At 56.4% G+C, this 23764-nt stretch carries 19 protein-coding genes; 16 read left to right on the top strand and 3 right to left on the bottom strand.

Annotated features, from left to right (window positions below; translation table 11 throughout):
• The first annotated feature begins 111 nt into the window (after positions 1–111).
• Positions 112–1119, top strand: coding sequence for an NAD-dependent epimerase (locus RD110_RS21680; protein WP_076201927.1), 1008 nt, complete (start codon positions 112–114; stop codon positions 1117–1119).
• 40 nt (positions 1120–1159) lie between these two features.
• On the opposite strand, the gene RD110_RS21675 is transcribed toward RD110_RS21680, so the two are convergent.
• The 3 genes from RD110_RS21675 to RD110_RS21665 all read right to left on the bottom strand — a co-directional run bounded on the left by RD110_RS21675 (position 1160) and on the right by RD110_RS21665 (position 4555).
• The gene (locus RD110_RS21675) at positions 1160–1807 is read right to left on the bottom strand and encodes a low molecular weight protein-tyrosine-phosphatase (RefSeq protein WP_239467090.1); all 648 of its coding nucleotides are present in this window, start codon (positions 1805–1807) and stop codon (positions 1160–1162) included.
• Positions 1808–1821: 14 nt separating this feature from the next.
• Positions 1822–2664: a PEP-CTERM sorting domain-containing protein gene (locus tag RD110_RS21670; protein ID WP_083686429.1), complete on the bottom strand. Its 843-nt coding sequence runs from the start codon at positions 2662–2664 to the stop codon at positions 1822–1824.
• A gap of 292 nt (positions 2665–2956) precedes the next feature.
• Positions 2957–4555, bottom strand: coding sequence for an FAD-binding oxidoreductase (locus RD110_RS21665; RefSeq protein WP_076201923.1), 1599 nt, complete (start codon positions 4553–4555; stop codon positions 2957–2959).
• 277 nt (positions 4556–4832) lie between these two features.
• On the opposite strand from RD110_RS21665, the gene RD110_RS21660 reads away from it, so the two are divergent.
• From RD110_RS21660 to RD110_RS21590, 15 genes are all read left to right on the top strand, one after another.
• Positions 4833–5465, top strand: coding sequence for an XrtA/PEP-CTERM system exopolysaccharide export protein (locus tag RD110_RS21660; RefSeq protein WP_076201921.1), 633 nt, complete (start codon positions 4833–4835; stop codon positions 5463–5465).
• A 63-nt stretch (positions 5466–5528) separates the two neighbouring features.
• On the top strand, positions 5529–7112 hold the full coding sequence (locus RD110_RS21655) for an XrtA system polysaccharide chain length determinant (RefSeq protein WP_076201919.1): 1584 nt from the start codon (positions 5529–5531) through the stop codon (positions 7110–7112).
• Between the two features lies 1 nt (position 7113).
• A complete protein-coding gene (locus RD110_RS21650; protein WP_076201918.1) occupies positions 7114–8049 on the top strand; it encodes an XrtA-associated tyrosine autokinase in 936 nt (311 codons plus the stop codon).
• Entirely contained in the window at positions 8021–9643 is a 1623-nt protein-coding gene (locus RD110_RS21645; RefSeq protein WP_076201916.1) for a TIGR03016 family PEP-CTERM system-associated outer membrane protein, read from the top strand. The genes RD110_RS21650 and RD110_RS21645 overlap by 29 nt, the downstream gene beginning before the upstream one ends.
• A gap of 3 nt (positions 9644–9646) precedes the next feature.
• Positions 9647–10750: an XrtA/PEP-CTERM system-associated ATPase gene (locus RD110_RS21640; RefSeq protein ID WP_076201915.1), complete on the top strand. Its 1104-nt coding sequence runs from the start codon at positions 9647–9649 to the stop codon at positions 10748–10750.
• On the top strand, positions 10747–11925 hold the full coding sequence (gene wecB, locus RD110_RS21635; RefSeq protein WP_076201913.1) for a non-hydrolyzing UDP-N-acetylglucosamine 2-epimerase: 1179 nt from the start codon (positions 10747–10749) through the stop codon (positions 11923–11925). The genes RD110_RS21640 and wecB overlap by 4 nt, the downstream gene beginning before the upstream one ends.
• A gap of 16 nt (positions 11926–11941) precedes the next feature.
• Complete coding sequence (locus RD110_RS21630) at positions 11942–12808, top strand: XrtA system polysaccharide deacetylase (RefSeq protein WP_076201912.1); 867 nt, start codon at positions 11942–11944, stop codon at positions 12806–12808.
• 7 nt (positions 12809–12815) lie between these two features.
• A complete protein-coding gene (locus tag RD110_RS21625) occupies positions 12816–13853 on the top strand; it encodes a FemAB family XrtA/PEP-CTERM system-associated protein (RefSeq protein WP_076205416.1) in 1038 nt (345 codons plus the stop codon).
• Positions 13854–13857: 4 nt separating this feature from the next.
• Entirely contained in the window at positions 13858–15075 is a 1218-nt protein-coding gene (locus RD110_RS21620) for a TIGR03087 family PEP-CTERM/XrtA system glycosyltransferase (protein WP_076205413.1), read from the top strand.
• Positions 15072–16634: an exosortase A gene (xrtA, locus tag RD110_RS21615; protein WP_157900277.1), complete on the top strand. Its 1563-nt coding sequence runs from the start codon at positions 15072–15074 to the stop codon at positions 16632–16634. The genes RD110_RS21620 and xrtA overlap by 4 nt, the downstream gene beginning before the upstream one ends.
• Positions 16635–16676: 42 nt before the next feature.
• Positions 16677–17957 (top strand): nucleotide sugar dehydrogenase, encoded by a 1281-nt coding sequence (locus RD110_RS21610; protein WP_076201910.1) that lies wholly within the window; start codon positions 16677–16679, stop codon positions 17955–17957.
• Positions 17958–17963: 6 nt separating this feature from the next.
• Positions 17964–19166 carry a TIGR03088 family PEP-CTERM/XrtA system glycosyltransferase gene (locus RD110_RS21605; RefSeq protein ID WP_076201908.1) on the top strand — a complete coding sequence of 401 codons (1203 nt, stop codon included), beginning with the start codon at positions 17964–17966 and terminating at the stop codon, positions 19164–19166.
• Positions 19167–19171: 5 nt separating this feature from the next.
• A complete protein-coding gene (locus tag RD110_RS21600; RefSeq protein WP_076201907.1) occupies positions 19172–21106 on the top strand; it encodes an XrtA/PEP-CTERM system amidotransferase in 1935 nt (644 codons plus the stop codon).
• On the top strand, positions 21103–22335 hold the full coding sequence (locus RD110_RS21595; protein WP_076201905.1) for a TIGR04063 family PEP-CTERM/XrtA system glycosyltransferase: 1233 nt from the start codon (positions 21103–21105) through the stop codon (positions 22333–22335). The genes RD110_RS21600 and RD110_RS21595 overlap by 4 nt, the downstream gene beginning before the upstream one ends.
• A gap of 89 nt (positions 22336–22424) precedes the next feature.
• Positions 22425–23741 (top strand): putative O-glycosylation ligase, exosortase A system-associated, encoded by a 1317-nt coding sequence (locus RD110_RS21590; RefSeq protein ID WP_076201903.1) that lies wholly within the window; start codon positions 22425–22427, stop codon positions 23739–23741.
• Positions 23742–23764: the final 23 nt, after the last annotated feature.

Genomic DNA, 23764 nt, shown 5'->3' with positions numbered 1-23764 from the left:
TTTGGCTGATCCTGAATCCCCCTGGATTTGTCCGTTTGCTGGCGTGGTGCCGGGCGCTTGTCTGCGCTAGGGCGATCGGGTTGGATGTGAGAAAAAACTGAAGGGTTGGTCATGAAGATTTTGGTGACGGGTGCTGCCGGTTTTATCGGCATGACGGCAACGCTGAAGCTGCTCGCGCGCGGTGACGAAGTGGTGGGGCTGGACAACCTGAACGATTACTACGAGGTGGCGTTGAAGCAAAGCCGCCTGGATCGACTCACGCCCCATGCCGGGTTTCGCTTCGTGAAGCTGGACGTGGCCGACCGCGCCGGCATGGCCGATCTGTTCGCCGCCGAGAAATTCGACCGGGTGATCCACCTGGCCGCCCAGGCCGGCGTTCGTTATTCCTTGCAGAATCCGCATGCCTACGTGGAAAGCAACCTGGTCGGCTTCACCAACATCCTCGAAGGCTGCCGCCACAGCAAGGTGCAGCATCTGGTCTACGCGTCGAGTTCCAGCGTCTATGGCGGCAACACCAAGATGCCGTTTTCCGAGCACGACAGCGTCGATCATCCTGTGAGCCTGTACGCGGCCACCAAGAAGGCCAACGAGTTGATGGCCCATACCTACAGCCATCTCTACGACCTGCCGACCACGGGCCTGCGCTTTTTCACGGTGTATGGCCCCTGGGGCCGGCCCGACATGGCCTTGTTCCTGTTCACCAAGGCCATTCTCGAAGGGCGGCCGATCGACGTGTTCAACCACGGCAACATGAAGCGCGACTTCACCTACGTGGACGACATCGTCGAAGGCGTGATCCGCGTGCTCGACCGCACGGCGACCGCCGAACCCGCGTACGATGCCGCGCTGGCCGACCCCGCCACCAGCAACGCGCCTTACCGGGTTTTCAACATCGGCAACAACAACCCTGTGCCCTTGCTCGATTTCATCGGCTGCATCGAGAATGCGCTGGGCATGAAGGCCGAGAAAAGGCTGCTGCCGCTGCAGGACGGCGATGTGCCCGCCACTTATGCCAACACCGACGCCTTGCAGGACTGGGTCGGCTTCGTGCCGGGGACGAGTGTGCAGGCCGGCATCGCCAATTTCGTGGCCTGGTACCGGGGCTACTACAAGGTTTGAGTTCCCAGGTGTGCAGCCGCCCGAGTTGGCGCTGCAACCTTCAACCCAGGCGTGACAACAATGCGTCCACGCCAGCTTCGCACAGGTCCAGAACCCGTTCGAAGCCCTGCGCGCTGCCGTAGTAGGGGTCCGGCACCTCGTTGGCGTGCACGTCGGGCTGCGCCGATGCGAGGAACAACTCGAGTTTGTGGTGGTATTGCGCCGGGCAAAGCGCATGCAGGGTGCTCAGGTTCGTTTGATCCATGGCCAGAATGAGGTCGAAACGTTCGAAGTCTTTGGTTTCGACCTTGCGAGACCTCCCCTTTTTGACCTTGTAGCCACGTTTTTCCAGCGCTAGCTTCGCGCGGCTATCGGGCTGGGGTGCGCCCTTGGTGGCATGCGTGCCGGCGGAATCGATGCGTAGGCCGCGATCCAGACCTCTTCTTTGCGCTACCTGCGTTGCGACGATCTGTGCCATTGGCGATCTGCAGATGTTGGCCGTGCAGACCATCAGGATATTTCTCATGCATGCGGATTTCAGGTGAGAGCAAGTAGAAAGAACGGCATGCCATGGCGGACCCTTGGCGAGCAGGAACGATTTTCTACTTTGCAGCAGCCTTTGGACATGGCGCGAGGCCGAGAATGTGCGCGTATCAAGAACGACAAAAAAAAGCGCCATCATGATGGCGCTTTTTAGCAGGTACCGCATGCGCGGTGGCAGTTTTACTTCTTAGCGTTGCGACGGCGGCGGCTCAGTGCGCCCATGACGCCGAAACCCAGGCCAGCGAGAGCCAGGGAGCTTGGCTCAGGAACAGCCTGCAGCTTGCCGCGCAGGTTCGACGAACCTTGGTAGCACCAGGCGCCAACGGCAGCGGTACCATTTTCGCAACCAGTTGCGAGGCCATTGGCCACATCAAATTCGTTGAGTACGAAGTTGTTGAACGACGAAGTCAGTGCGACGTCTGCAAAGCCGCCTGCAGCGTCCGCGATGGTGTTGGTGTCGAACGAAGCGATCACACTCGCAAGGCCAGGGCTGCCAACGTCAAACAGGCCAGCACCGCCACCGTTGAGCGTTGCGCCGGAGAGCGAACCAGTGCCGGTCACGACCGCATTGGTGCTAGCGCCGCCGCCCAGATTGTTGTGACCCGTCAGCGTCAGCCATGTCGTCATGCCTTGGATCGACGCAAGGTTTGCAACGGAGTCCTGGTTGAACAGATTTACAGTGCTGTTGGAGTAGTACACGGTAATCGTCGCAGACGAGAACTCCACATAGCTGGAGCTGAAATTCTGCGAACCGCTGAACGTCGCGATGAAGTACAGGCTGCAGCTGCCGCCACCGGCGCAATAGGTGCTGTCTCCGTTCACCGTGGAGATGGAACCATAAGCCGTAGCCGACTGGCCGTTGCCATTGATGAAGGTCTGCGCGAGCGTCGTGGTTTCCAGGTGGTTCAGACTGAGGGAGTTACCAAAGTCGATGCCGCCGACGGTGTAAGCGTTCGCGGACATTGCGCCCACGAGGCCGACAACGGCACCTGCGGACTTTAAAGCTTGCTTGAAGGTCAACATGTATTTACTCCTGAATTGATTGACGGTGACTGGTGACGACTTAGTTAAGCAGACATCGTGCCAGGTAGACTGAATTTGTTTAACTCATTGAAAAATAAAGAAATTTTTCCCTTTGTGGCGATTCCTTCGGTGGGGACCGTAAAATATTTCGACACGATGTCGTCGGTACGAATCCGGTGAGATCAACAGCACCGTGAGTCCGTGTTTCTTCTCTCGCTCGTTCGTGAACGCCGTATCGACAGGAGTCGACTGGGCCATCGTCGAGGATCGCCTCTGGAGCACGGACGTCAGATCATGATTCATAGCGACCTGGTGCGACGAGCGACTCAGGATCCAAGCCGGCCTTGAGGCGTTTGTGAAAGGCCGATGACAAGGGTTGCATCTTGGCGAGGGAGTCCATCGTGCCAACACCGACACGGTAGGGGAACCAGCCTTGCTCCCGGCCAGAGTGCAACAGTTCCGAGTAACAGGCCTGGGCCGAGGCCACCGCGGTGGGCTGGTCGCGTTCGAAGATGATTGGGACCGTGCTGTCGAACAATCGGTCGTTGAGTGTGGTGAAGGTGATCAGCGGCTCGATGGCATGTTTGGGCGCAACCCTCTTCACCATGTCCACATAAGCACGTATTCCGGCGGGCCGCATTGGGACCAGCGGCGCGTACCAGATCAAGCCGCATCCGTCGGACGCCGGGTTCTTCAAGGCTTGTTTTTGTGGCGACTTGTTGCGCCAATACGCCAGAGGCAGAGCGGTTTCGTTAGGTTGGCCGGCGACCAACTCCAGCGATTTCTCCAGGGTGGCCGTCATGCCCGCCAGCCCCTTGCCCCGTTTTCCCGGGATCATCCTCGCCAGCTTGGACAAGGTGCGAGCGCGCCCAGGTGTCAGGAACATCATTCTGGTAGAAATACTGCCGAGCGTGGCCTTGATTTCCTTCTGCGCCGCAGCGACGACACTTTTCGTGCCGTACAAGGTACCGAACCCCGTCCAGGGAAAGATCTGGTACTGGCGACCCATCTCCGTGATGACCTCCTGCGGAATCAAGCCGTCCGGCCCGATGCGGTCCCGTGGAAATGGGGCTGCCATGCTCAGTACGCGATGCTGGTTCATCAAATTGATGGCGCCGACGATTCCCGGAAGCCTGCCCAGGATTGTCCGAATGCGTTCAACGGCGGGCTCCAAAAGCGCATCGTCCTTCAGGCTGAAAAGGCAGACCTTGATGCACTCTGGTTTGCGGGCCAGGATGATGGTCATGCGTGTGACGATTCCGAATCCACCCTGGGTGAAGAGTCCCGCGGAATAGGCCCCGATGCCCCATTTGAAGAGACGGGCCACATCATCCCCGCCAGCTTCACGGAGTGCGGTCTTGTAGAGCGTCCCGTCGGCGAGCACGGCTTCGAGGTCGGTGACAGCTGCGAAATGATCGACATGAGGTGTGACACCATAGCCACGCTCCAGTGCGTTGCCTACCAAGCTGCACGTTGGTCCGGCGCCGGTGACGGGGACGAGATACGGATGATTGCCCTGGCGCAAGAAGTCGGCCAGCATGGCCTGGGTGACGCCCGGCTCCAGAGTGATGGCGCCGAACTCTGCGTCGAAGTCCAGGATCTTTTGCAATGGTGACAGGTCCAGCAGCACGCAGCCGTCACGAACTGGCAGGGCGCTGCCGTAGCCCCAGTTTCGACCCGTGCTGATCGGATATACAGGAACTTTATGGAGGTGTGCGATCTTCATGACCTCAGGTAGCGACGCGCTGTCCGAAATGCGCAAGGCCACCGGCACCTTCCGCGCCTGCCCGGTTGTGTCGCTGCCGTAGCGTTGTGAAACGTCGTCACCAATCAACACTTGCGGATTGCCAAGAAGCTTTCTCCATGCAACGATGGCGTGTTCTATCGTCATCAGTGACTCCTCATGTGCGGTGGTCCGAGTCTAGTCCGGGAATGCAGCGCGTGACTTGTTGCGCCATTTGTAACATTTCGCTAAAAATCCAGGCATCGTCAATCTTTGGACGGGGTATTGCTTTGCATACAATGTTCTGCTGCAAAAGTCTGTGCAACTCATCCGCGCGGGATTGAACTGCATTCCGTGATTTTTTTGGAATGCGTTCACGGGATGTAAGGTATATTTCTAAGAGAACCTGGGTGGCTACCCGCAACATATAAAGGTGGATATTTCGATGTTTTCATTATTCAACTCGGCCTCAAAAATACGTTGGATTGCGGCTTGCGTTGTGGGCATTTGTCTGTCGGGTTGTTCTGCATTCTCCACCAGCTACCCTGCGGCTCCCGCTGCGGCGGATACCAGTGACTACAACTACATCATCGGGGCAGGGGACAATCTTAATATCATCGTTTGGCGCAATCCGGAACTGTCTATGTCTGTGCCGGTCAGGCCAGATGGCAAGCTATCGACCCCGTTGGTGGATGAATTGGTCGTGCAAGGCAAGACCTCCATCGAGGTTGCGCGTGAGATCGAAAAAACGCTTGGCAAGTTCGTACGGGATCCCGTCGTTACGGTGATCGTGACTGGTTTTGTCGGGCCGTACAGCGAACAGATACGGGTTGTAGGCGAGGCTGCAAAACCGCAACTTTTGCCGTACAAGCAGAAGATGACCGTCCTGGATGTGATGATCGCCGTTGGCGGGCTGACCGACTTTGCTGATGGAAACGCCGCTTCGATATTCCGGACTTCTGAAGGCGGTAAACGCTATTCGGTCCGCCTTCGTGATCTGATCAAGCGCGGAGATATTTCAGGCAATGTGGAAATGAAGCCAGGCGATATTCTTATTATCCCGCAAGGTTGGTTCTGAGGCGATGGTGAATTTATTTATTAATATCTGGTTTGATTTTAGATTAACCGTCGAGTGTGATTCATGGATGAGTTGATTAATCAAATCTTGACTTTCGCCAAGGGTGCGTGGAAGCACCGTTGGCTGGGATTGCTCGTTGCTTGGGTAGTTGGCGTGGTTGGTGCCGGGGTTGTGTTGCGTGTCCCTGATAAATATGAGGGCTCTGCACGAATCTATGTGGATACCCAATCCATCTTGAAACCGTTGATGTCTGGACTCGCGGTGCAACCGAACGTGGATCAACAAGTTGGCATGTTGAGTCGGACGCTGATAACGCGTCCGAACGTGGAAAAATTGATTCGCATGGCTGATTTGGATTTGGGGTCCCAGACCAAGGATTCTCAGGAGGTTCTGATTGAGAGGTTGATGGGTACCTTGCAAATTAAAACGACGGGTCGGGATAATTTGTATACGTTGTCGTTTCAGGATCCAAATCCTGAGAAGGCGAAAAAGGTTGTTCAATCTCTAGTGTCGATTTTTGTGGAATCCAGTTTGGGAGATAGCCGCAAAGATACGGACGCCGCTAAGAAGTTCATCAGTGAGCAAATTAAAACTTATGAAAGTAAGCTTGAAAGCGCCGAGGCTCGTCTTAAAGAGTTCAAATTGAAAAATATCGATGCGCAGACCTCCAATGGCACCGATATGGCGGGACGCCTTGGGGAAGTTAGTGCTCAATACAACCAAGCCAAGCTCGAACTACGCGAGGCCGAAAATGCGCGGGATGCTGCAAAGCTTCAGCTAGATAATGAGAAGTCCCAGGCTGCCAGTCTGACGACGAAAAGTCTCTTGCAAGAATCTGCACAGTCTCTTGCAACCCCGGAGATCGATGCAAGGTTGGAGACGCAAAAGCGTAATCTGGATGGTTTGTTGCAACGCTTTACAGAGCAACATCCTGACGTTGTGAATGCCCGTCGACTGATTAAAGAGCTGGAAGATCAAAAGCAGAAAGAAATTTCAGAGCTTAGGAAGACCGCGATGGCTAATCCGGTTGGAATGGGGCCATCTAGTTCGCTGGCGGCGCAAGAGTTGAGTCGGATGTTAGCTGCCTCAGAGGTTCAGGTTGCTGCTCTGCGTGCCCGAGTTGCTGAATATAGTGGCAGGTATGAACGTGCGTTGAGCGCTATGAAAACCGCTCCTCAGGTCGAGGCGGAATATGCCCAGTTGAATCGCGATTACGCTATTAACAAAAAAAATTATGAAGATCTGGTAAGCCGCCGCGAATCAGCATCACTTTCTGGTGATTTGGAATCGGCTGCCGGCGTTGCCGATTTTCGCTTGATCGATCCGCCACGGGTCTCTCCTAAACCAGTCGCGCCCAATCGGATGCTTTTATTGTTGCTCGCTTTGGCTGTTGCTATTGGTGCTGGAGTATTTACATCATTCGCCGCAAGTCAGCTACGCCCGGTATTTTACGATGCTCGTTCCCTTCGTAATGTCATTGACCTCCCATTGTTAGGCGTCGTTACGCTGGTAGTTAGTGACGCTGTCCGCCGCAAAGAGCGATCTGATCTTCGTCGATTCGTCATCGCGTCGGGAGGATTGGTTGGTGGATTTATTATTGGAATCATCGTGCTGGCCCTCTTCTCTGGCCAAGTGGGACTAGCGTAATATGACCAGTTTAATTGAGCAAGCAACCAAGCGTCTCGAACAATTGAGGCGGGCCGGTGTCTCGTTAGAGGAAAGAACGGAATCTCCCCAGAGGCAGGCTAAGACCCCCGAGGCGCGTGAAGTAGCTGGTTTGCAGAAAATGCCCGGCGCTGCAGCATCTCCGTCTAAGGCTGCACCAACTACGTTGTCGCGGCGGGTAGAGCTTGATCTGGATGCATTGGTCGCTTCGGGGATTGTCAGTCCCAATGCGCCCCGATCGCAAATCGCAGATCAGTACCGTGTAATCAAGCGCCCATTGATCAGCAATGCAATGGGGAAAGGTGCCGTTCCTGTCGAAAATGGTAACCTAATCATGGTGACCAGCGCGTTAGCAGGAGAAGGTAAAAGCTTTACCGCGATCAATTTGGCGATGAGTATTGCAACGGAACTTGACAATACGGTCATGCTGGTGGATGCGGACGTCGCGCGGCCATCCGTCCTGCGCATGCTTGGTCTGCCTGCAAGCCCAGGTTTGTTAGATATGCTCGTTGGTGATGTCGGAGATTTGTCGAGTGTTTTATTGAAAACAAATATCGATAAATTAACTTTATTGCCGAGCGGTACGCCGCATCTGCGTGCTACAGAGCTTTTGGCAAGTGATGCCATGACGCAGTTGATCGCAAACATCGCGCACCGATATTCGGATCGAATCATTATATTTGATTCACCCCCCTTGTTATTGACTACGGAATCACGGGTTCTTGCGTCTCATATGGGGCAAATTGTAATGGTTGTGCACGCCCAGAAAACATTGCAAACGGATGTGCAGCATGCCCTCGCTTCCATCGAATCGTGCCCAGTCAAGATGATGGTATTGAATCAAGCGCGAAGCGCTTCCCAGGGAGGTTATGGCGGTTACGGATACGGTTATGGCTATGAGCAACAGCAAGCAGCCTGATTGCGCCCTCAATCACTTGCCGATGCTCCACAAATCCATCTGTACTTTCTTCGAAATCTACTGCCTCCCGCAATATGCGTCGCGGTCGTTCGTTTCGCTTATATGCGTAGCAGCGGCGCTGTCCAGCGTTTGCGCGGATGCGCAGCAGATTGAGACGGGTGGAGGGGGGCGAGGTTTGACCGTCACGCCGCGCCTCACTCTATCGGAGACATATTCCAGCAACATCAACCTGAGTAGTACAAACAAGCAGTCCGAGTTTACAACGGAGATCAGCCCTGGGATACGGATATCAAGCGATGCGGGTCGATTGAGGGGTTATTTTGATTATTCTCTCTCGCAACTGCTTTATGCCCGAAATTCCGATCGAAATGAATTGCAAAATTCACTTAGTGCGGCGGGGACTTATGAGGCTATTGATCAGTGGGCATTCCTTGATTTTAGTGGAACGATATCTCAGCAATCAATATCTGCTTTTGGGACGCAATCCTTAGACAACACTAGTTTAAATTCAAATCGGACGGAAGTCGCAACCTATCGCATATCACCCTATGTTCGGGGGCATCTTTCAAACTTTGCGGATTACGAGGCTAGATACAAATATGAGACAACGCGTAGCAAGTCTAATTTGGCCTCGGATGTGGATACTCGGGAGAGCTCGATTAAGCTGAATGGCGATAGTTCATTCAGTCGCCTCAAATGGGCTGCTAATCTAAGTAGTCAAAATGTGGACTATAGCTTGGGACGCAATACGTCGTCGGATCAGTTAAATATAAATTTGATCTACTCGATAAATTCACAGGTCGAGGCAATCCTCATTGGAGGGAAAGAGTCAAATAACTACGTTTCTGTAGACAAGCAAAGTCATAGTTCGAACGGTTTTGGTCTTAATTGGCGTCCATCCGACACAACTCGATTTTCTGGTCAGGTGGAGCGAAGGTATTTTGGTAGCACCCACGCTATTAGTCTTGAGCATCGCACGCCGCGTACGGCATGGTCGTATGTCGATAATAAAAGTGTTTCGAATTCATCTTCTAACGGGCAAGTTGGGCTTGGTGGGCTCTACGATCTCCTATATAGCCAATTTGCATCGGTTGAACCTGATCCTGTTAAAAGAGCTCAGCTCGTAAGGTCTTTCTTGCAGGTGAATGGCCTCGATCCGAATACAACCGTCGTCGGTGCGTATTCAACTGCGGCGCTTTCCCTGCAGCGGAGTCAAACATTGACATTTGCATTGATTGGCATTCGGGACACGATCACTTTGTCAGCCAATCGAAGCATGAGCCAAAGTTTAAGCAATCTGGTGCCTGCAGCGGATGACTTTGCAAACACGAGTTTTATTCGTCAAAATGGAGTGACGTTAAGTTATTCGCATAGACTTACTCCGGATTCGTCTCTAAATGTGCTTGTTTCGCAGCAAAAATCAGCGGGAGATTCCAGTCTGCTAAAAACAAAGTTGCGCGCATTTGGGGTCAATCTATCTACTCGATTAAATGACAAGATGTATGGAAACATCGGTGCTCGCCATGTGATTTCGGATAGCAGCACTTCTTATAAAGAAACAACGTTGACTGGTAGCGTTAATATACAATTTTAATACATGTATGAAGCTTATTACGGGTTAAGTACCAAGCCATTTCAGCTTAACCCCGACCCCAGTTTTTATTTTGCGAGCAAGCAGCATCGTCGTGCAAAGGCGTATCTCGAGTACGGCGTGCTCCGCAATGAGGGGTTTATTGTCATCACCGGCGAGATCGGTGCCGGTAAAACAACCATTGTGCGCGGGTTGCTGGAGAGTCTGGACGCCGACAAGGTGGTCGCCGGCAACCTCGTAAGTACCCAACTTGATGCGGAAGACACGTTGCGAATGGTGGGGGCTGCTTTTGGTGTTCGTACCAAGGACGTCTCGAAAGCGGATTTGCTGATGTCGCTCGAAGCTTTTCTGGTCAGTCAAACCAGCCAGGGAAAGCGTTGTCTGTTGGTCGTAGATGAAGCTCAGAATCTGACGCCTCGTGCAGTAGAAGAGCTGCGCATGCTGTCGAACTTTCAGTTTGGGAAGCAGGCGCTGTTGCAGAGTTTTCTGGTTGGGCAACCGGAATTCAGGGAAATTCTCCAGAATCCGCAGATGCAGCAACTTCGGCAACGCGTCATCGCGGCGTGCCATATTGGGCCGATGGATGTGGAGGAAACCCAGGGCTACATCGAGCATCGCCTGAAGTGTGCCGGAGCCGTGGCGGACAAGCCACATTTCGAGGATGCCGCGTTCGAGGCAATCTTCGATGCAAGCGGTGGTATCCCACGGCGGATCAATTCGATCTGCGACCGTCTCTTGCTGCTTGGTTTTCTGGAAAACAAGGAAACTTTGGCAGCGGCCGATGTTCGCGAGGTTGCCCTTGAGATTCACCAGGAAGCCGGTCGGTCGTTGAATGTTGTTGTGGCTAAGGGAGAAGCGCCCAAGGAGTCCGCAGACGGTCCGTCGTTCGCTGATTTTGATCTCGATGAAGACAAACTCGGCTTAGATCCGCAACTGCTCGATTCCGCGTTGGAAAAGATTTCGACCCTGGAAGGTGAGCATCAGGGCGGTCGCCTGCAACGCATGGAGCAGGGGATGTTGCGCCTTGAACGGTCCAATCTGGAATTGTTATCCATGCTCAAGAAATTGGTGGCTGCTTTGCACCGATCTACCGAAGAAAAACAGACATGAGTACTACCAACTCGCACCAGAGCCCTTCGCCAATGAAACCGGTGATCTGTGTTGTCGGAGCCCGGCCGAATTTCATGAAGATGGCGCCTATCTTGCGAGCGCTGAAAGCCCACGAGCCGCCATGGCCTATGTTGTTGGTCCATACCGGCCAGCACTACGACAAGGACATGAGTGACCGCCTGTTCGAGGATCTTCAGTTGCCGCGACCCGATATCAATCTCGAGGTTGGATCCGCCTCCCACGCGGTCCAGACGGCCGAAGTGATGCGCCGCTTCGAACCGATTCTGGACGCACACGTACCCGCATGTGTGGTGGTGGTCGGTGACGTGAACTCCACGCTGGCCTGTTCTTTGGTTGCGGTGAAAAAAGGCATTCCGGTGGCTCACGTGGAGGCCGGACTGCGTAGCTACGACCGTGCCATGCCCGAGGAGATTAATCGTATTCTTACGGATCAGATGGCCGATCGGCTCTACACGACCGAGCGAACGGCACAAGAGAACCTGCGCCTTGAGGGCATCGCAGCCGATCGCGTTTGTTTCGTCGGCAATGTCATGATCGATTCGTTGCTGCACAGTCGTCAACATGCGCGTTCGCCAGCCGACACGGTCAGCGCGGGCGGCGGAGATGCGTCACTGGTGGCCGCGCCCGAGGGCTATGGCCTGGTGACGCTCCATCGACCATCCAATGTGGATGAACCCGAGACGCTGCGTTTCTTGCTGGAGGTTCTGGCGCAAGTTGCGCAGAAGTTGCCTTTGATTTTTGCCTTGCATCCCCGCACGCGCGCCAACATCGAGCGTTTTGGCCTCGGTCATCTGCTAGATGCAACTCGGGTTGCGCTGTTGCCCCCACAGGGCTATCTCGAGATGTTAGGTTTGATGGGCAATGCTCGCATGGTGTTGACCGACTCTGGTGGGATACAGGAGGAGACGACCGCCCTCGGGGTGCCGTGTCTGACTTTGCGTGAAAACACGGAGCGGCCAATAACCATCGAACAAGGCACTAATACCTTGGTTGGGCGTGACGCACAAGCGATCATGCGTGGCGTGGACGATATCCTAGGGGGGCATGGCAAACAGGGCCGGGTGCCGGAGTTCTGGGATGGTCGTTCGGCAGAACGCATCGTTGCCGATTTGTGGCAATGGGTTCAGCGGCGTCAAATTCCCGCCGACAACTAGGAATCAGAAAGCCACTGTGTTAGCTCCAACCACCATCACCAACGCATTGACCATCGACGTGGAAGACTACTTCCAGGTTTCGGCATTCGCCCCGTATATTTCGCGTCTGGAATGGAACACCCGCGAATGTCGCGTCGAGCACAATGTCAATCGCATTCTGGCGATGCTCGACAAGCACAGTACCAAGGCGACTTTTTTTACCTTGGGATGGATCGCCGAACGATATCCGCAACTGGTGCGGCTGATCGTGGCAGAAGGTCATGAACTGGCCAGCCACGGATACGGTCACGAGCGCGCCAGCGACCAGACCCAGGAGTCATTCTTTACCGATATTGATTTGGCCAAGATCCTGCTCGAGGATTTGTCAGGCGTTGAGATCAAAGGCTATCGAGCTCCGAGCTTCTCCATCGGGAAGAAAAATTTGTGGGCGTTCGACTGCCTGCAAAAGGCGGGTTATCGCTATAGCTCGAGCATCTATCCGATCCGCCATGATCACTATGGCATGCCCGACTCACCTCGCTTTGCTTATGAGGTACGGGACGGGCTGCTGGAGATCCCCGTCACCACGGTGAGGCTGTTCAACCGTAATCTGCCTTCCAGTGGGGGCGGCTATTTCCGGCTGCTGCCGTACGCCGTTTCGCGGTGGATGCTGGGTCAAGTCAATGCAAACGACAAGGAATCTGCGATTTTTTACTTCCATCCCTGGGAAATCGATGAAGACCAACCGCGGGTGGCGGGTATCAATGCCAAGACGCGGTTCAGGCACTACGTGAACATTGATCGCATGGAAGGGCGCCTCGAACAATTGTTGCGCGACTTCAAATGGGGCCGCATGGACCAAGTATTCCTCGGAGAGTCTAACGCGAAGGCTGTACGTGTCTGAGGTAGCGGTGCCGGTTGTCAAACGATTGCAACCCACGGACCGGCGGGCCGCAGCTGCCTGGGATGCGTTTGTGCAGGAGTGTCCTTCGGCCACGTTTTTCCACCGTGCGGGCTGGCAGAGATTGGTGCGTGAGGTGTTCGGACATGACACCTATTTTCTGTACGCCGAGGCGGATGGCCGCGTGCAGGGCGTGCTGCCGCTGGCGCACGTGAACAGCCGCCTGTTTGGCAACTCACTGGCGAGTTTGCCGTTTGTGGTCTATGGCGGTGTCGCTGCAGTGCATCCCGGAGCAGCCTCCGCTTTGGAAGCCGAAGCGCAGCAGTTGGCGGTTCGTCTTGGTGTGGCTCATCTGGAATTCAGAAACGTCGAACCTCGTCACCCGGAGTGGCCCACGCAGGATCTGTATGTGACGTTTCGCAAGGAAATCTTGCCCACGGAGGAAGCCAACATGTTGGCAATTCCGCGGAAGCAGCGTGCGATGGTACGCAAAGGCATGAAGAATGGTCTGGTCGGCAAAGTGGACATGGGGGTTGATCGCTTCTTTGCGCTCTACGCCGATAACGTGCACAGGCACGGTACCCCGGCGATGCCGAAACGTTATTTCCGAGAATTGATGAAAGAATTCGGCCGGGATTGTGAGGTCCTCACTGTGGAGGCACCCGACGGAACGCCCCTCAGCAGCGTGATGAGTTTTTACTTTCGCAATGAGGTCTTGCCTTACTACGCGGGCGACGCAGAGGCGGCGCGTGATTTGGCTGCCAATGACTTTAAATATTGGGAACTGCTCCGCTTGGCCTGTGCACGGGGACTCAAGGTATTTGATTACGGACGCAGTAAACAGGGTACGGGCTCGTTTGCCTTCAAAAAAAATTGGGGCTTTGAACCCACGCCGTTGCATTACGAATACTGCTTATACAAGGCTGATGGTATTCCGCAGAATAATCCATCCAACGCCAAATATAAATTCATGATTGCAGCCTGGCGGCGCCTACCCATCGGCATTGCGAATTGGCTTGGCCCATGGATTGTCCGTAGCCTCGGTTGAGCAGATGGGTAATGTGCTTTATTTGGCCCATCGGCTGCCATTCCCGCCGAACAAGGGGGACAAAGTACGCTCCTACCATTTGCTCAAACACCTCGCAGCGAAACATCGTGTCTTTCTCGGTACTTTCGTCGATGACCCAGAAGACGAGGTGCACGTCGAGACGGTACGTGGATTCTGCGCAGAAGTGTATGTCGCTCGTCTCAGCCCGCGCCTCGCCAAAATCCGCAGCTTGGCTGGCTTGCTGCGGCGCGAAGCGCTGAGTCTTGGGTACTATCGTGACGCTGGTCTTTCGGCGTGGTGCAGGCGATTGGCCACCGATGAGCAAATCGACGCAGCGGTGGTGTTCTCGTCGCCCATGGCCCAGTACGCGGACTTGGTTCCCGATGCCGCCCAACTCGTCGACTTCGTGGACGTGGATTCCGCGAAGTGGACTCAATATGCGTCGGCACATTCCTGGCCCATGTCCTGGTTGTATCGTAGAGAAGGTGAGCGTCTGCTTGCCTACGAAGCCGCAGTCGCAGCAAAGGCAGAGCGGTCGTTTTTTGTGACCGAGAACGAGGCTACGCTATTCCGCGGCTTGGCTTCTGCAGTCGCAGGGAAGGTCGAGGCTCTGAGCAACGGGGTCGATGCCGCCTTTTTTGCACCGGATTCCGCGAGAGTTTCACCTTTCCCATCTTCTGCCAAGCCAGTACTTGTTTTTACGGGGGCGATGGACTATTGGCCAAATATAGACGGTGTGACCTGGTTCGTGGCCGAAGTTCTGCCGGAGTTGCTTCGGCGTTGGCCGGAACTGCGCTTCTATATCGTGGGGCGCAGTCCAACGCCCGCGGTCGAAGGCCTTGCCTCATCCGATGTCGTAGTCACCGGCACGGTGCCGGACGTTCGCCCCTACCTGCAACATGCGACGGTGGTGGTCGCACCTCTGCGTGTTGCGCGTGGTATCCAGAACAAGATACTAGAAGCCATGGCGATGGCCCGGCCTGTCGTGGCATCGAGCGTGTGCGTCAAGCCTATCGGTGCGAGTGAAGGCGCGGAACTTCTCGCGGCGCGCGATGCCGAAGACTTCATCGCACAAATCGACTCCCTGCTGCATGCGCCGGGACGTGCAGATGCGATTGGGCGTGCAGGTCAAACAATGGTGCAGCTGCGTTACAGCTGGGACGCGCACCTCGCGGGCATCGATCGTCATCTCGACAGGTTCATGCCAGAAAACGAACAATGATGGATAAGCCAGTTTTTCCCGACTTGAAAAAGCAATGGCAGATTGCCTCTTCGGCCTTAGTTGTGCTGGTCGCTGCCATCTTGTTTCTGTATCGCGAGACAGGTATGGCGATGGTGACCATCTGGGCACGGTCCGAAACTTTTACCCATGCTTTTCTGGTGCCGCCGATCGCGCTCTGGCTGGTATGGCGGAAGCGAACTGAGTTGCTCGCACAAACGCCGAGCCCCTACCCGTTGGCGCTGGTGCCTCTGGCGTGTTGCGCATTGCTTTGGCTGTTGGGTGACCTAGCCGCTGTCAACGCAGTCACGCAACTGGCCATGACCGCCTTGTTGGTCCTCGCGGTGGTCGCAGTGATTGGCTGGCGCGCCGCCCGCGTGATCGCCTTCCCTTTGGGCTTTTTGTTCTTTGCGGTTCCGATTGGCGAGTTTTTGCTGCCTCAACTGATGGAGTGGACAGCAACCTTCACCATTCTCGCGCTGCGGCTGAGTGGCATTCCTGTCTATCGTGACGGGTTGCAGTTCGTCATCCCCTCAGGGCACTGGTCGGTGGTGGAGGCCTGCAGTGGCGTGCGCTACCTGATTGCTTCGTTGACTGTGGGGACGTTGTTTGCCTACCTGAATTTTCAGTCGAATCGGCGTCGGTGGATCTTCGTCGGCGTCTCGATCCTCGTTCCGATCTTGGCCAACTGGATGAGGGCCTATCTCATCGTTCTGTTGGGACATGTTTCCGGCAACACGGTGGCGGTCGGCGTCGATCATCTGATCTACGGGTGGTTGTTTTTCGGCGTGGTTGTCATGCTGATGTTCATGATCGGTGCTCGCTGGGCCGAGTCGCCTGCGCGCGAGGCGGCCCCCTTGGCTACCCGGTCGCCGCCGACCGTCCTGCGGACTAGTTTTTTGAGTATGACGGTTGCTGCTGCAGCGCTTGTGATTGCGCTACCGCCGGCCATCGAGTGGACGACTCAAGGTCGCGAGAGCGCCGACTTCACGGCGTTGGCGGGACCGACGGAACTCGGCCCCGGCTGGCGCAGGGTCCCCAATGGGGAAAACACGCTGCGGCCTGCGTTCCACAACGCCACCGGCGAGTTGTTGGCGACCTATCAGCGGCGAGATGACTCTGTGGTGATCTACCTTGGGTATTACCGCAACCAGAATTACGAACGGAAACTCGTGAGTTCGGACAACGTGCTGGTCACCAGCAAGAACCCGGATTGGGCACAGTCGGCGACTGGCGAGCGTGACACAAGTTTCGCTGACCGGCCAGTACAGGTGCGCACGGCCGAGCTGCGCAGTGTTGAGGGACTTGGTCAAACCGAAAGCGCCCGTCTTGCGGTCTGGCAGTTCTACTGGCTGAACGGCAAGCTCACCAGCAGCGATTATCTGGCCAAGGCCTACAGCGCCGTCCATCGCTTGCTTGGGCAGGGTGATGACGCGGCCGTGATCGTTCTCTCCACGCCTCTCGGGGGCGATGGAAAGGCGGACGCGAAGCTGGAATCTTTCATGCGGGAGAACTTTTCTGCGATTGATGCACTACTCCACAAAATGCGGAACGGGTCCTGATTGAGTCAACCTACAATTGCCGGACAGCAAGAAGGAATCTAAATGAGCGTCGTGGCAGTCATCGGTCTGGGTTATGTCGGCCTTCCTCTGGTGGTCGAGTTTTCCAAGCACATTCGTACCATCGGGTTCGACATTTCGCAGCATAAAGTCGATGCGTGCCAACGTGGCACGGACCCATCTCGCGAGTTGTCGGACGAGGACATGCGAGCGGCAACGCATGCGGTCTACACTTCCGATGCCTCGGCGCTGGCGGAAGCCGACATGATCGTGGTGGCGGTCCCGACGCCTGTGGACGAAGCGCATATTCCGGATTTCCGTCCCCTCATCGGTGCAAGCACGAGTGTTGGTCGTCACATGAAACCGGGCGTCACTGTGGTCTATGAGTCGACGGTATATCCGGGTGCGACGGAAGAGGTCTGTATCCCGGTTCTGGAGCGGGAATCGGGCCTGAAGTGGAAAAAGGATTTCTTCGTCGGTTATTCGCCTGAACGCATCAACCCAGGTGACAAAGAGCACACGCTCACCAAGATCCTCAAGGTGGTTTCGGGTGACACGCCGGAAACACTGGAAAAGGTCGCCGCGCTGTATGAACGTATCGTGATTCCGGGGGTGCACCGCGCCTCATCGATCAAGGCAGCGGAAGCTGCCAAGGTGATCGAGAACACGCAGCGCGATCTGAACATTGCGCTAATGAACGAACTGGCCATCATTTTCGATAAGCTCGGCATCGATACGACCGAGGTGCTCGAAGCTGCAGGCACCAAATGGAATTTCCTTCGCTTCAAGCCGGGCCTTGTCGGCGGCCATTGCATTGGTGTGGATCCGTATTACCTTACGCACAAGGCCGACATGCTCGGCTATCACCCGCAAGTCATTCTTGCGGGCCGGCGCATCAACGACAGCATGGGTAAGTTCATCGCCGAGCAGACCATCAAGCACATGATTGCTGCCGGTAGCTATATCAAGGGCGCCAAGGTGAATGTCCTGGGCCTGACCTTCAAGGAAAACTGCGGGGATTTGCGCAATTCGAAGGTCATCGACATCATCAATGAACTCAAGTCCTATGGCGTCGAGGTCTCAGTCACCGACCCTCAGGCGGAGGCCGATGAGGCGATGCACGAATATGGTGTGACTCTTGTGCCGTGGGATGAGCTTCCACGAGCCGATGCAATCGTGGCGGCCGTGGCCCACACTGAATATGCGTCATTATCGGTCGAGGATTTCAGTAAGAAGCTAGTGAAGGGTGGTGCTTTCATTGATGTGAAATGCGCGTTCGATCGCGAGAAAATACTGGCCGCAGGGTTCAAGCTCTGGCGCCTTTGAACGGGCATGGCTGAACTGCTGCCAGCCAAGCGCCGAGGCATCCCAGCGGACAAGCGCCCCCTTGCGGTGCATGTGCTGTACAGATTCGACACGGGCGGGCTGGAAAACGGCGTCGTGAACCTGATCAACCACATGCCGACCGATGGCTACCGTCATGCAATTGTGGCGCTGACTACCATCACGAGCTTTCGGGAGCGTGTGAAACGCAGCGATGTTGAGTATGTGGCGCTTGAGAAAGCTCCAGGCCATGGTTTCTGGCTTTACCCCCGCCTGTACCGTCTGTTTCGTCGGATGAAGCCAGCCATCGTACACAGCCGCAACCTGGGGGCGCTCGAGGTTCAGGTTGCCGCATGGATGGCTGGGGTGCCAGTGCGCATCCACGGTGAACACGGCCGTGACGTGGGTGATCTGGATGGCTCGAACCGTACTTACCAACGGGTACGCCGCCTCTATCGCCCATTCATCTCACATTACGTTGCCCTTTCGCGCGATCTTGCGGGATATCTGACCAGCAAGATCGGTGTCCCAGAATCCAACATCGCGCAGATCTACAACGGCGTGGATCTCACCCGGTTCATTCACCACGTCGGCGGCGTCGTGGCCATCGACGGCTGCCCTTTCTCTCCGGGCGATCATTGGATGGTTGGGACGGTCGGGCGCATGCAGACGGTGAAGGACCAAACGTCACTAGCCCGTGCATTCATTCGCGCACTTGAAATTAGGCCTTCGCTGCGAAACAATTTGCGCTTGGTGATGGTCGGGGAAGGACCGCTGCGTGCGCAAGCTCTGGCCCTGCTCGAAGCCGCCGGGGTTGCAGATCTGGCGTGGTTGCCGGGCGAGCGTTCGGACGTTCCGGCCGTCATGCGTGGACTGCACTGTTTCGTGCTTCCTTCCTTGGCGGAGGGGATCTCCAACACAATTCTGGAAGCGATGGCCAGTCGGTTGCCGGTCATCGCCACGGCGGTGGGTGGAAATCCTGAATTGGTGGTGCACGGGAGGACGGGGGAAATTGTGCCTGCGAATGACTCCGAGGCCCTGGCGCAAAGCATGGTAAGGCTTGCAAGCGACCCCGCCCGGGCGGCAAGAATGGGCCAGGAAGGACGCGCAGAATGCGAAGCGAGATTCAGCCTTCCGGCCATGGTCGCGGCGTACCAGGGCTTGTACGACAGGCAATTGGGATTGGCGAAATCTAACCAAGGATTAGGGTAACAACCATGTGTGGCATCACCGGTATTTTCGACACCCGCGGCAAGCGTGATTTTGACCCCGCAGTCCTGCAGCGCATGAATCTGGCCCAATTGCATCGGGGTCCAGACGAGGTGGGTGTGCACATCGAACCAGGTGTGGCCTTCGGGCACCGCAGGCTGTCCATCATCGACCTGTCCACCGGCCAACAGCCACTTTTCAATGCCGACGGCTCGGTCGTCATCGTGTTTAACGGCGAAATCTACAACTATCTGGAATTGATCCCTGAGTTGCAGGCGCTGGGCTACGTCTTCCGTACCCGCAGCGACACGGAAGTCATTGTCCATGCCTGGGAGGCCTGGGGCGAAAGCTGTGTGAAGCGGCTGCGCGGCATGTTCGCCTTTGCACTGTGGGACCGGAATACCGAAACTTTCTTCATGGCGCGGGACCGTTTAGCGGTCAAGCCCATGTATTACGCTCTACTCGACGACGGCACGTTGCTGTTCGGCTCCGAGCTGAAGGCCTTGTTGGCGCATGGTGGCCTGCGGCGGGAAATGGACCCTTTGGCCGTTGAAGAGTATTTCGCGTTGGGCTATGTCGCTGAACCACGCACGATCTTTCGCCAAGCCAAGAAGCTGGCGCCGGCGCACACGCTGACCCTGCGCAGAGGCCATCCGGTGGGTGAGCCCAAGGCTTATTGGGATGTGAGATTCACACTGGACAATCCGATCACGGCCGAAGAGGCCTGCCTCGAACTCGACGAGAAACTCAAGGAATCGGTGCGCTTGCGCATGATCGCTGAAGTTCCGCTGGGTGCGTTTCTTTCGGGTGGTGTGGACTCCAGCGCCGTGGTTGCAACGATGGCGGGCTTGTCCAAGGAGCCGGTGAACACCTGCTCGATCGCCTTCGACGATCCGCAGTTCAATGAAGCCGAATTTGCGCAAACCGTGGCCGATCGCTATGGGACGAACCACCGTGTAGAAACGGTGAAAAGCGACGACTTCGATCTCATCGACGAGTTGGCTCGGCTCTATGACGAGCCGTATGCCGACAGCTCAGCCATTCCGACCTACCGCGTCTGCCAACTTGCGCGCAAGCATGTCACCGTCGCGCTTTCCGGTGATGGCGGCGACGAGACTTTCGGCGGCTATCGGCGCTACCGCATGCATCTGATGGAAGAAAAGATGCGATCCTCAATTCCCGCTTCCGTGCGTGAGCCGCTGTTCAAGACACTTGGCAAGATCTATCCGAAAGCCGATTGGGCTCCGCGCATGTTCCGCGCCAAGACGACGTTTGAGGGCATGGCTCGCAATTCGGTCGAAGCCTATTTCCATTCGGTGTCGATTTTGCGTGATCCCATGCGGGATCAGCTCTTCAGTCAACGTTTCAAGACTGAGTTGGCGGGCTACAACGCCCAAGAGGTTTTCAACTACCACGCGGCCCAGGCCGACACCGACGATCCATTGGCGTTGATCCAATACATCGATTTGAAAACGTATCTGGTGGGCGACATCAACACCAAGGTCGATCGCGCCAGCATGGCACATTCGCTGGAAGTGCGCGAACCGCTGATGGACCATGAACTCGTCGAATGGGCGGCTACCTTGCCGTCTTCGCTGAAGATCAACGGGCAGGAATCCAAGTACCTGCTGAAGAAGGCGATGGAGCCCCACCTCTCCGATGACATCCTCTACCGGCCCAAGATGGGTTTCGCCGTGCCGCTGGCGCGCTGGTTCCGTGGGCCGCTGAAGCAACGCGTGCGTGATGCCGTGCTAGGGCCGCGTCTGGCCGAAACCGGCTGGTTCAACCGCGAATACCTCGAGCATCTGGTCAGCGCCCATGACTCCGGCGCGCGTGATTACAGCGCGCCGCTGTGGACACTGCTGATGTTCGAGGCCTTTCTGCGCAATGTCATGCAGTCGGAAAGCGCGGCTGTCCTTTCGAAGGAAGGCCTGCCGGCATGACGCGTATCCTGCACGTGCTCGATCACTCCATACCGTTGCACAGCGGTTATACGTTTCGCACGCTTTCCATTCTGCGCGAGCAACGCAAGCTGGGTTGGGAAACCTTCCATCTCACGACGCCAAAGCATACGGCGCCGAGCGAGGCGGAGGAAACCGTGGATGGTTGGCATTTCTACCGGACCCTGGTTTCGCCGGTGGAGCGCAAGTCCTTGCCCGGTCTGGGTGAACTGCGAATGATGAAACAGATCGAAGCGAGGCTGCAGGACGTCGCGGAGCGGGTGAAACCCGATCTGCTGCATGCCCATTCCCCGGTTCTCAACGCCATCCCGGCCTTGCGCGTCGGCAAGCGCCTCGGCATTCCGGTGGTCTACGAAGTGCGCGCCTTTTGGGAGGATGCCGCCGTGGACCATGGCTCGACAGCGGAAGGCAGCGCACGCTACCGGCTCACGCGTTGGCTCGAAACGCGTGCACTGCGGGGCGCTGACCACGTCTTCACCATCTGCGAGGGCCTGAGGACCGACATCGTGGCGCGAGGTATTCCGTCTGCGCGGGTGACCGTGATCCCCAATGCGGTCGACATCGAATCATTCGACACCGGTGGCGTCGCCGATCTGTCGCTGAAGGCGGAATTGGGCCTGACGAACAAAACCGTGATCGGATTCATCGGTTCGTTCTACGCCTACGAGGGACTGGATTTGCTGCTGGATGCCTTGCCCCGCATGCTTACCCTTCTGCCCGACGTTCGGGTGCTGCTCGTTGGCGGCGGCCCGCAGGACGATGCACTCAAAGCCCAGGCGCGGGCACTGGGCGTGAGCGATAAGGTTATTTTCACTGGTCGAGTGCCGCATGCGCAGGTGCAGCGGTATTACGACCTCATCGATGTGCTGGCCTATCCGCGTCATTCCATGCGCCTGACCGAGTTGGTGACGCCGTTGAAGCCGCTGGAGGCGATGGCCCAGGGGCGTTTGCTGGTGGCCTCCGATGTCGGCGGGCACAAGGAGTTGATTCGCCATCGCGAGACCGGCCTGTTGTTCAAGGCGGGCAGTGCGGAATCGCTGGCGCAGACCATCGTCGACTTGGTGCAGTCCAAAGACGAATGGCCGAGGCTGCGTGCCGCGGGTCGTCGTTTTGTGGAAGCTGAGCGCAACTGGACGGCCAGCATCGCCAACTACCGCCAGCCCTACCAGTCCGTGCTTGACGCGCAGACCGAAGCCACACGCGCCGCATGAGCGGCTCCAAAAAGGCGAACGATGTGCCCCAGTGAACTCATGCCGGCCATGTGCTGCGGCCTTCGAATCAACCCAGGACGCGCTCGGCCATGAGAGACCTTTTGTTGGGCGGCGTCATCTTCAGCCTGATCTGTTGTGCCTTCGCTCGTCCGTGGATCGGCGCATTGACGTGGACCTGGATCAGCATCATGAACCCGCACAGCTACAGCTGGGTCTTGAGCAGCATGCCTGTTGCGGCGGCCGTGGCGCTGTCGACTCTGGTGGGTATCCTGGTATCCAAGGATAGAAAAGTTTACTTCGTCTCCAGGGAGACGGCGATGCTGATGCTTTTCATGCTTTGGGTGACGATCACCTTGCCGATGGGCTTCATGGTGGAGTACAGCATCACGCCCTGGAAAACCGTTGTCAAGATCGACTTCATGATCTTGGTGGCCCTGGTCGTTTTGCACAGCCGCCAGCACATCATGGGGCTGGCCTGGGTGCTCGCCGGGTCCATTGGTTTTTATGGCTTCAAGGGGGGGCTCTTCACGATTGCGACAGGTGGCAGTTACCGGGTCTGGGGCCCGGACGGTACCTTCATCGAAGGCAACAACGAGATCGCCCTGGCTCTGGTGATCGTCATTCCGCTGATTCGGTTCCTGCAGATGCAAGTGGAGAGCCGCTGGGTCAAACATGCTTTGACGGCGGTGATGATCCTGTGTGCGGTGGCGTCGCTAGGATCGCAGTCCCGCGGTGCTCTTCTGGCCTTGGGAGCGATGGGGTTTGTGATGTGGTGGCGTAGCGAAAGCAAGGCGGCGGTGGGCGTCTTGATGGTTGTGATCGGCCTGGTGCTGATTGGCTTCATGCCTGACAGCTGGATGAACCGCATGGAGACCATCGGCGAATACCAAGAGGATGGTTCGGCCATGGGCCGGATCAACGCTTGGCAAATGGCATGGAACCTGGCAAGTCACAACTTCTTCGGTGGCAGCTTTGGCATCTATAACCTTGAAACTTTCGGCCGATACGCGCCCGATCCGACCGACGTGCATGCGGCGCACAGCATTTATTTCCAGGTTCTGGGTGAACATGGATTCCTCGGGCTGTTCATCTTTCTGGTGATGTGGAGTTTTGTCTGGGGAACGGCCGGTCGAATGCGCAAGCAAGGGCTGAAGCAACCAGAAACGCGTTGGGTATCGGACTTGGGTTCCATGTGCCAGGTGAGTATGGCGGGCTATGCGGTGGGCGGCGCGTTCCTCAGCCTCGCATATTTCGACCTGCCTTACAACATACTGATCCTGGTTGTGGCCGGTTCACGGTGGATGGACCAGAAAGCCTGGATCAGAGAGGCTGCAGAGCAAGCTGTGCAGGCTGCTGGCTCGAAGAAAAAACGGCGGTTCTGGATCTTCGGCAAGCCGGCCAGGTGAGGCCGCTTGGGCCAGGCAGGCAG

The organism is Rhodoferax koreense (assembly GCF_001955695.1).
Lineage (GTDB): Bacteria > Pseudomonadota > Gammaproteobacteria > Burkholderiales > Burkholderiaceae_C > Rhodoferax_B > Rhodoferax_B koreensis.
The sequence above is the reverse complement of the archived record's forward strand: the minus strand, read 5'-3'. Positions and strand labels throughout refer to the sequence as shown.

What these genes read in the sequence shown, in the direction of transcription:
- RD110_RS21680 (WP_076201927.1), top strand. Translation starts at nt 112, where the DNA reads ATGAAGATTTTGGTGACGGGTGCTGCCGGTTTTATCGGCATGACGGCA.
- RD110_RS21675 (WP_239467090.1), bottom strand. Translation starts at nt 1,807, where the DNA reads ATGCGGTACCTGCTAAAAAGCGCCATCATGATGGCGCTTTTTTTTGTC.
- RD110_RS21670 (WP_083686429.1), bottom strand. Translation starts at nt 2,664, where the DNA reads ATGTTGACCTTCAAGCAAGCTTTAAAGTCCGCAGGTGCCGTTGTCGGC.
- RD110_RS21665 (WP_076201923.1), bottom strand. Translation starts at nt 4,555, where the DNA reads ATGACGATAGAACACGCCATCGTTGCATGGAGAAAGCTTCTTGGCAAT.
- RD110_RS21660 (WP_076201921.1), top strand. Translation starts at nt 4,833, where the DNA reads ATGTTTTCATTATTCAACTCGGCCTCAAAAATACGTTGGATTGCGGCT.
- RD110_RS21655 (WP_076201919.1), top strand. Translation starts at nt 5,529, where the DNA reads ATGGATGAGTTGATTAATCAAATCTTGACTTTCGCCAAGGGTGCGTGG.
- RD110_RS21650 (WP_076201918.1), top strand. Translation starts at nt 7,114, where the DNA reads ATGACCAGTTTAATTGAGCAAGCAACCAAGCGTCTCGAACAATTGAGG.
- RD110_RS21645 (WP_076201916.1), top strand. Translation starts at nt 8,021, where the DNA reads ATGGCTATGAGCAACAGCAAGCAGCCTGATTGCGCCCTCAATCACTTG.
- RD110_RS21640 (WP_076201915.1), top strand. Translation starts at nt 9,647, where the DNA reads ATGTATGAAGCTTATTACGGGTTAAGTACCAAGCCATTTCAGCTTAAC.
- wecB (WP_076201913.1), top strand. Translation starts at nt 10,747, where the DNA reads ATGAGTACTACCAACTCGCACCAGAGCCCTTCGCCAATGAAACCGGTG.
- RD110_RS21620 (WP_076205413.1), top strand. Translation starts at nt 13,858, where the DNA reads ATGGGTAATGTGCTTTATTTGGCCCATCGGCTGCCATTCCCGCCGAAC.
- xrtA (WP_157900277.1), top strand. Translation starts at nt 15,072, where the DNA reads ATGATGGATAAGCCAGTTTTTCCCGACTTGAAAAAGCAATGGCAGATT.
- RD110_RS21610 (WP_076201910.1), top strand. Translation starts at nt 16,677, where the DNA reads ATGAGCGTCGTGGCAGTCATCGGTCTGGGTTATGTCGGCCTTCCTCTG.
- RD110_RS21605 (WP_076201908.1), top strand. Translation starts at nt 17,964, where the DNA reads ATGGCTGAACTGCTGCCAGCCAAGCGCCGAGGCATCCCAGCGGACAAG.
- RD110_RS21600 (WP_076201907.1), top strand. Translation starts at nt 19,172, where the DNA reads ATGTGTGGCATCACCGGTATTTTCGACACCCGCGGCAAGCGTGATTTT.
- RD110_RS21595 (WP_076201905.1), top strand. Translation starts at nt 21,103, where the DNA reads ATGACGCGTATCCTGCACGTGCTCGATCACTCCATACCGTTGCACAGC.
- RD110_RS21590 (WP_076201903.1), top strand. Translation starts at nt 22,425, where the DNA reads ATGAGAGACCTTTTGTTGGGCGGCGTCATCTTCAGCCTGATCTGTTGT.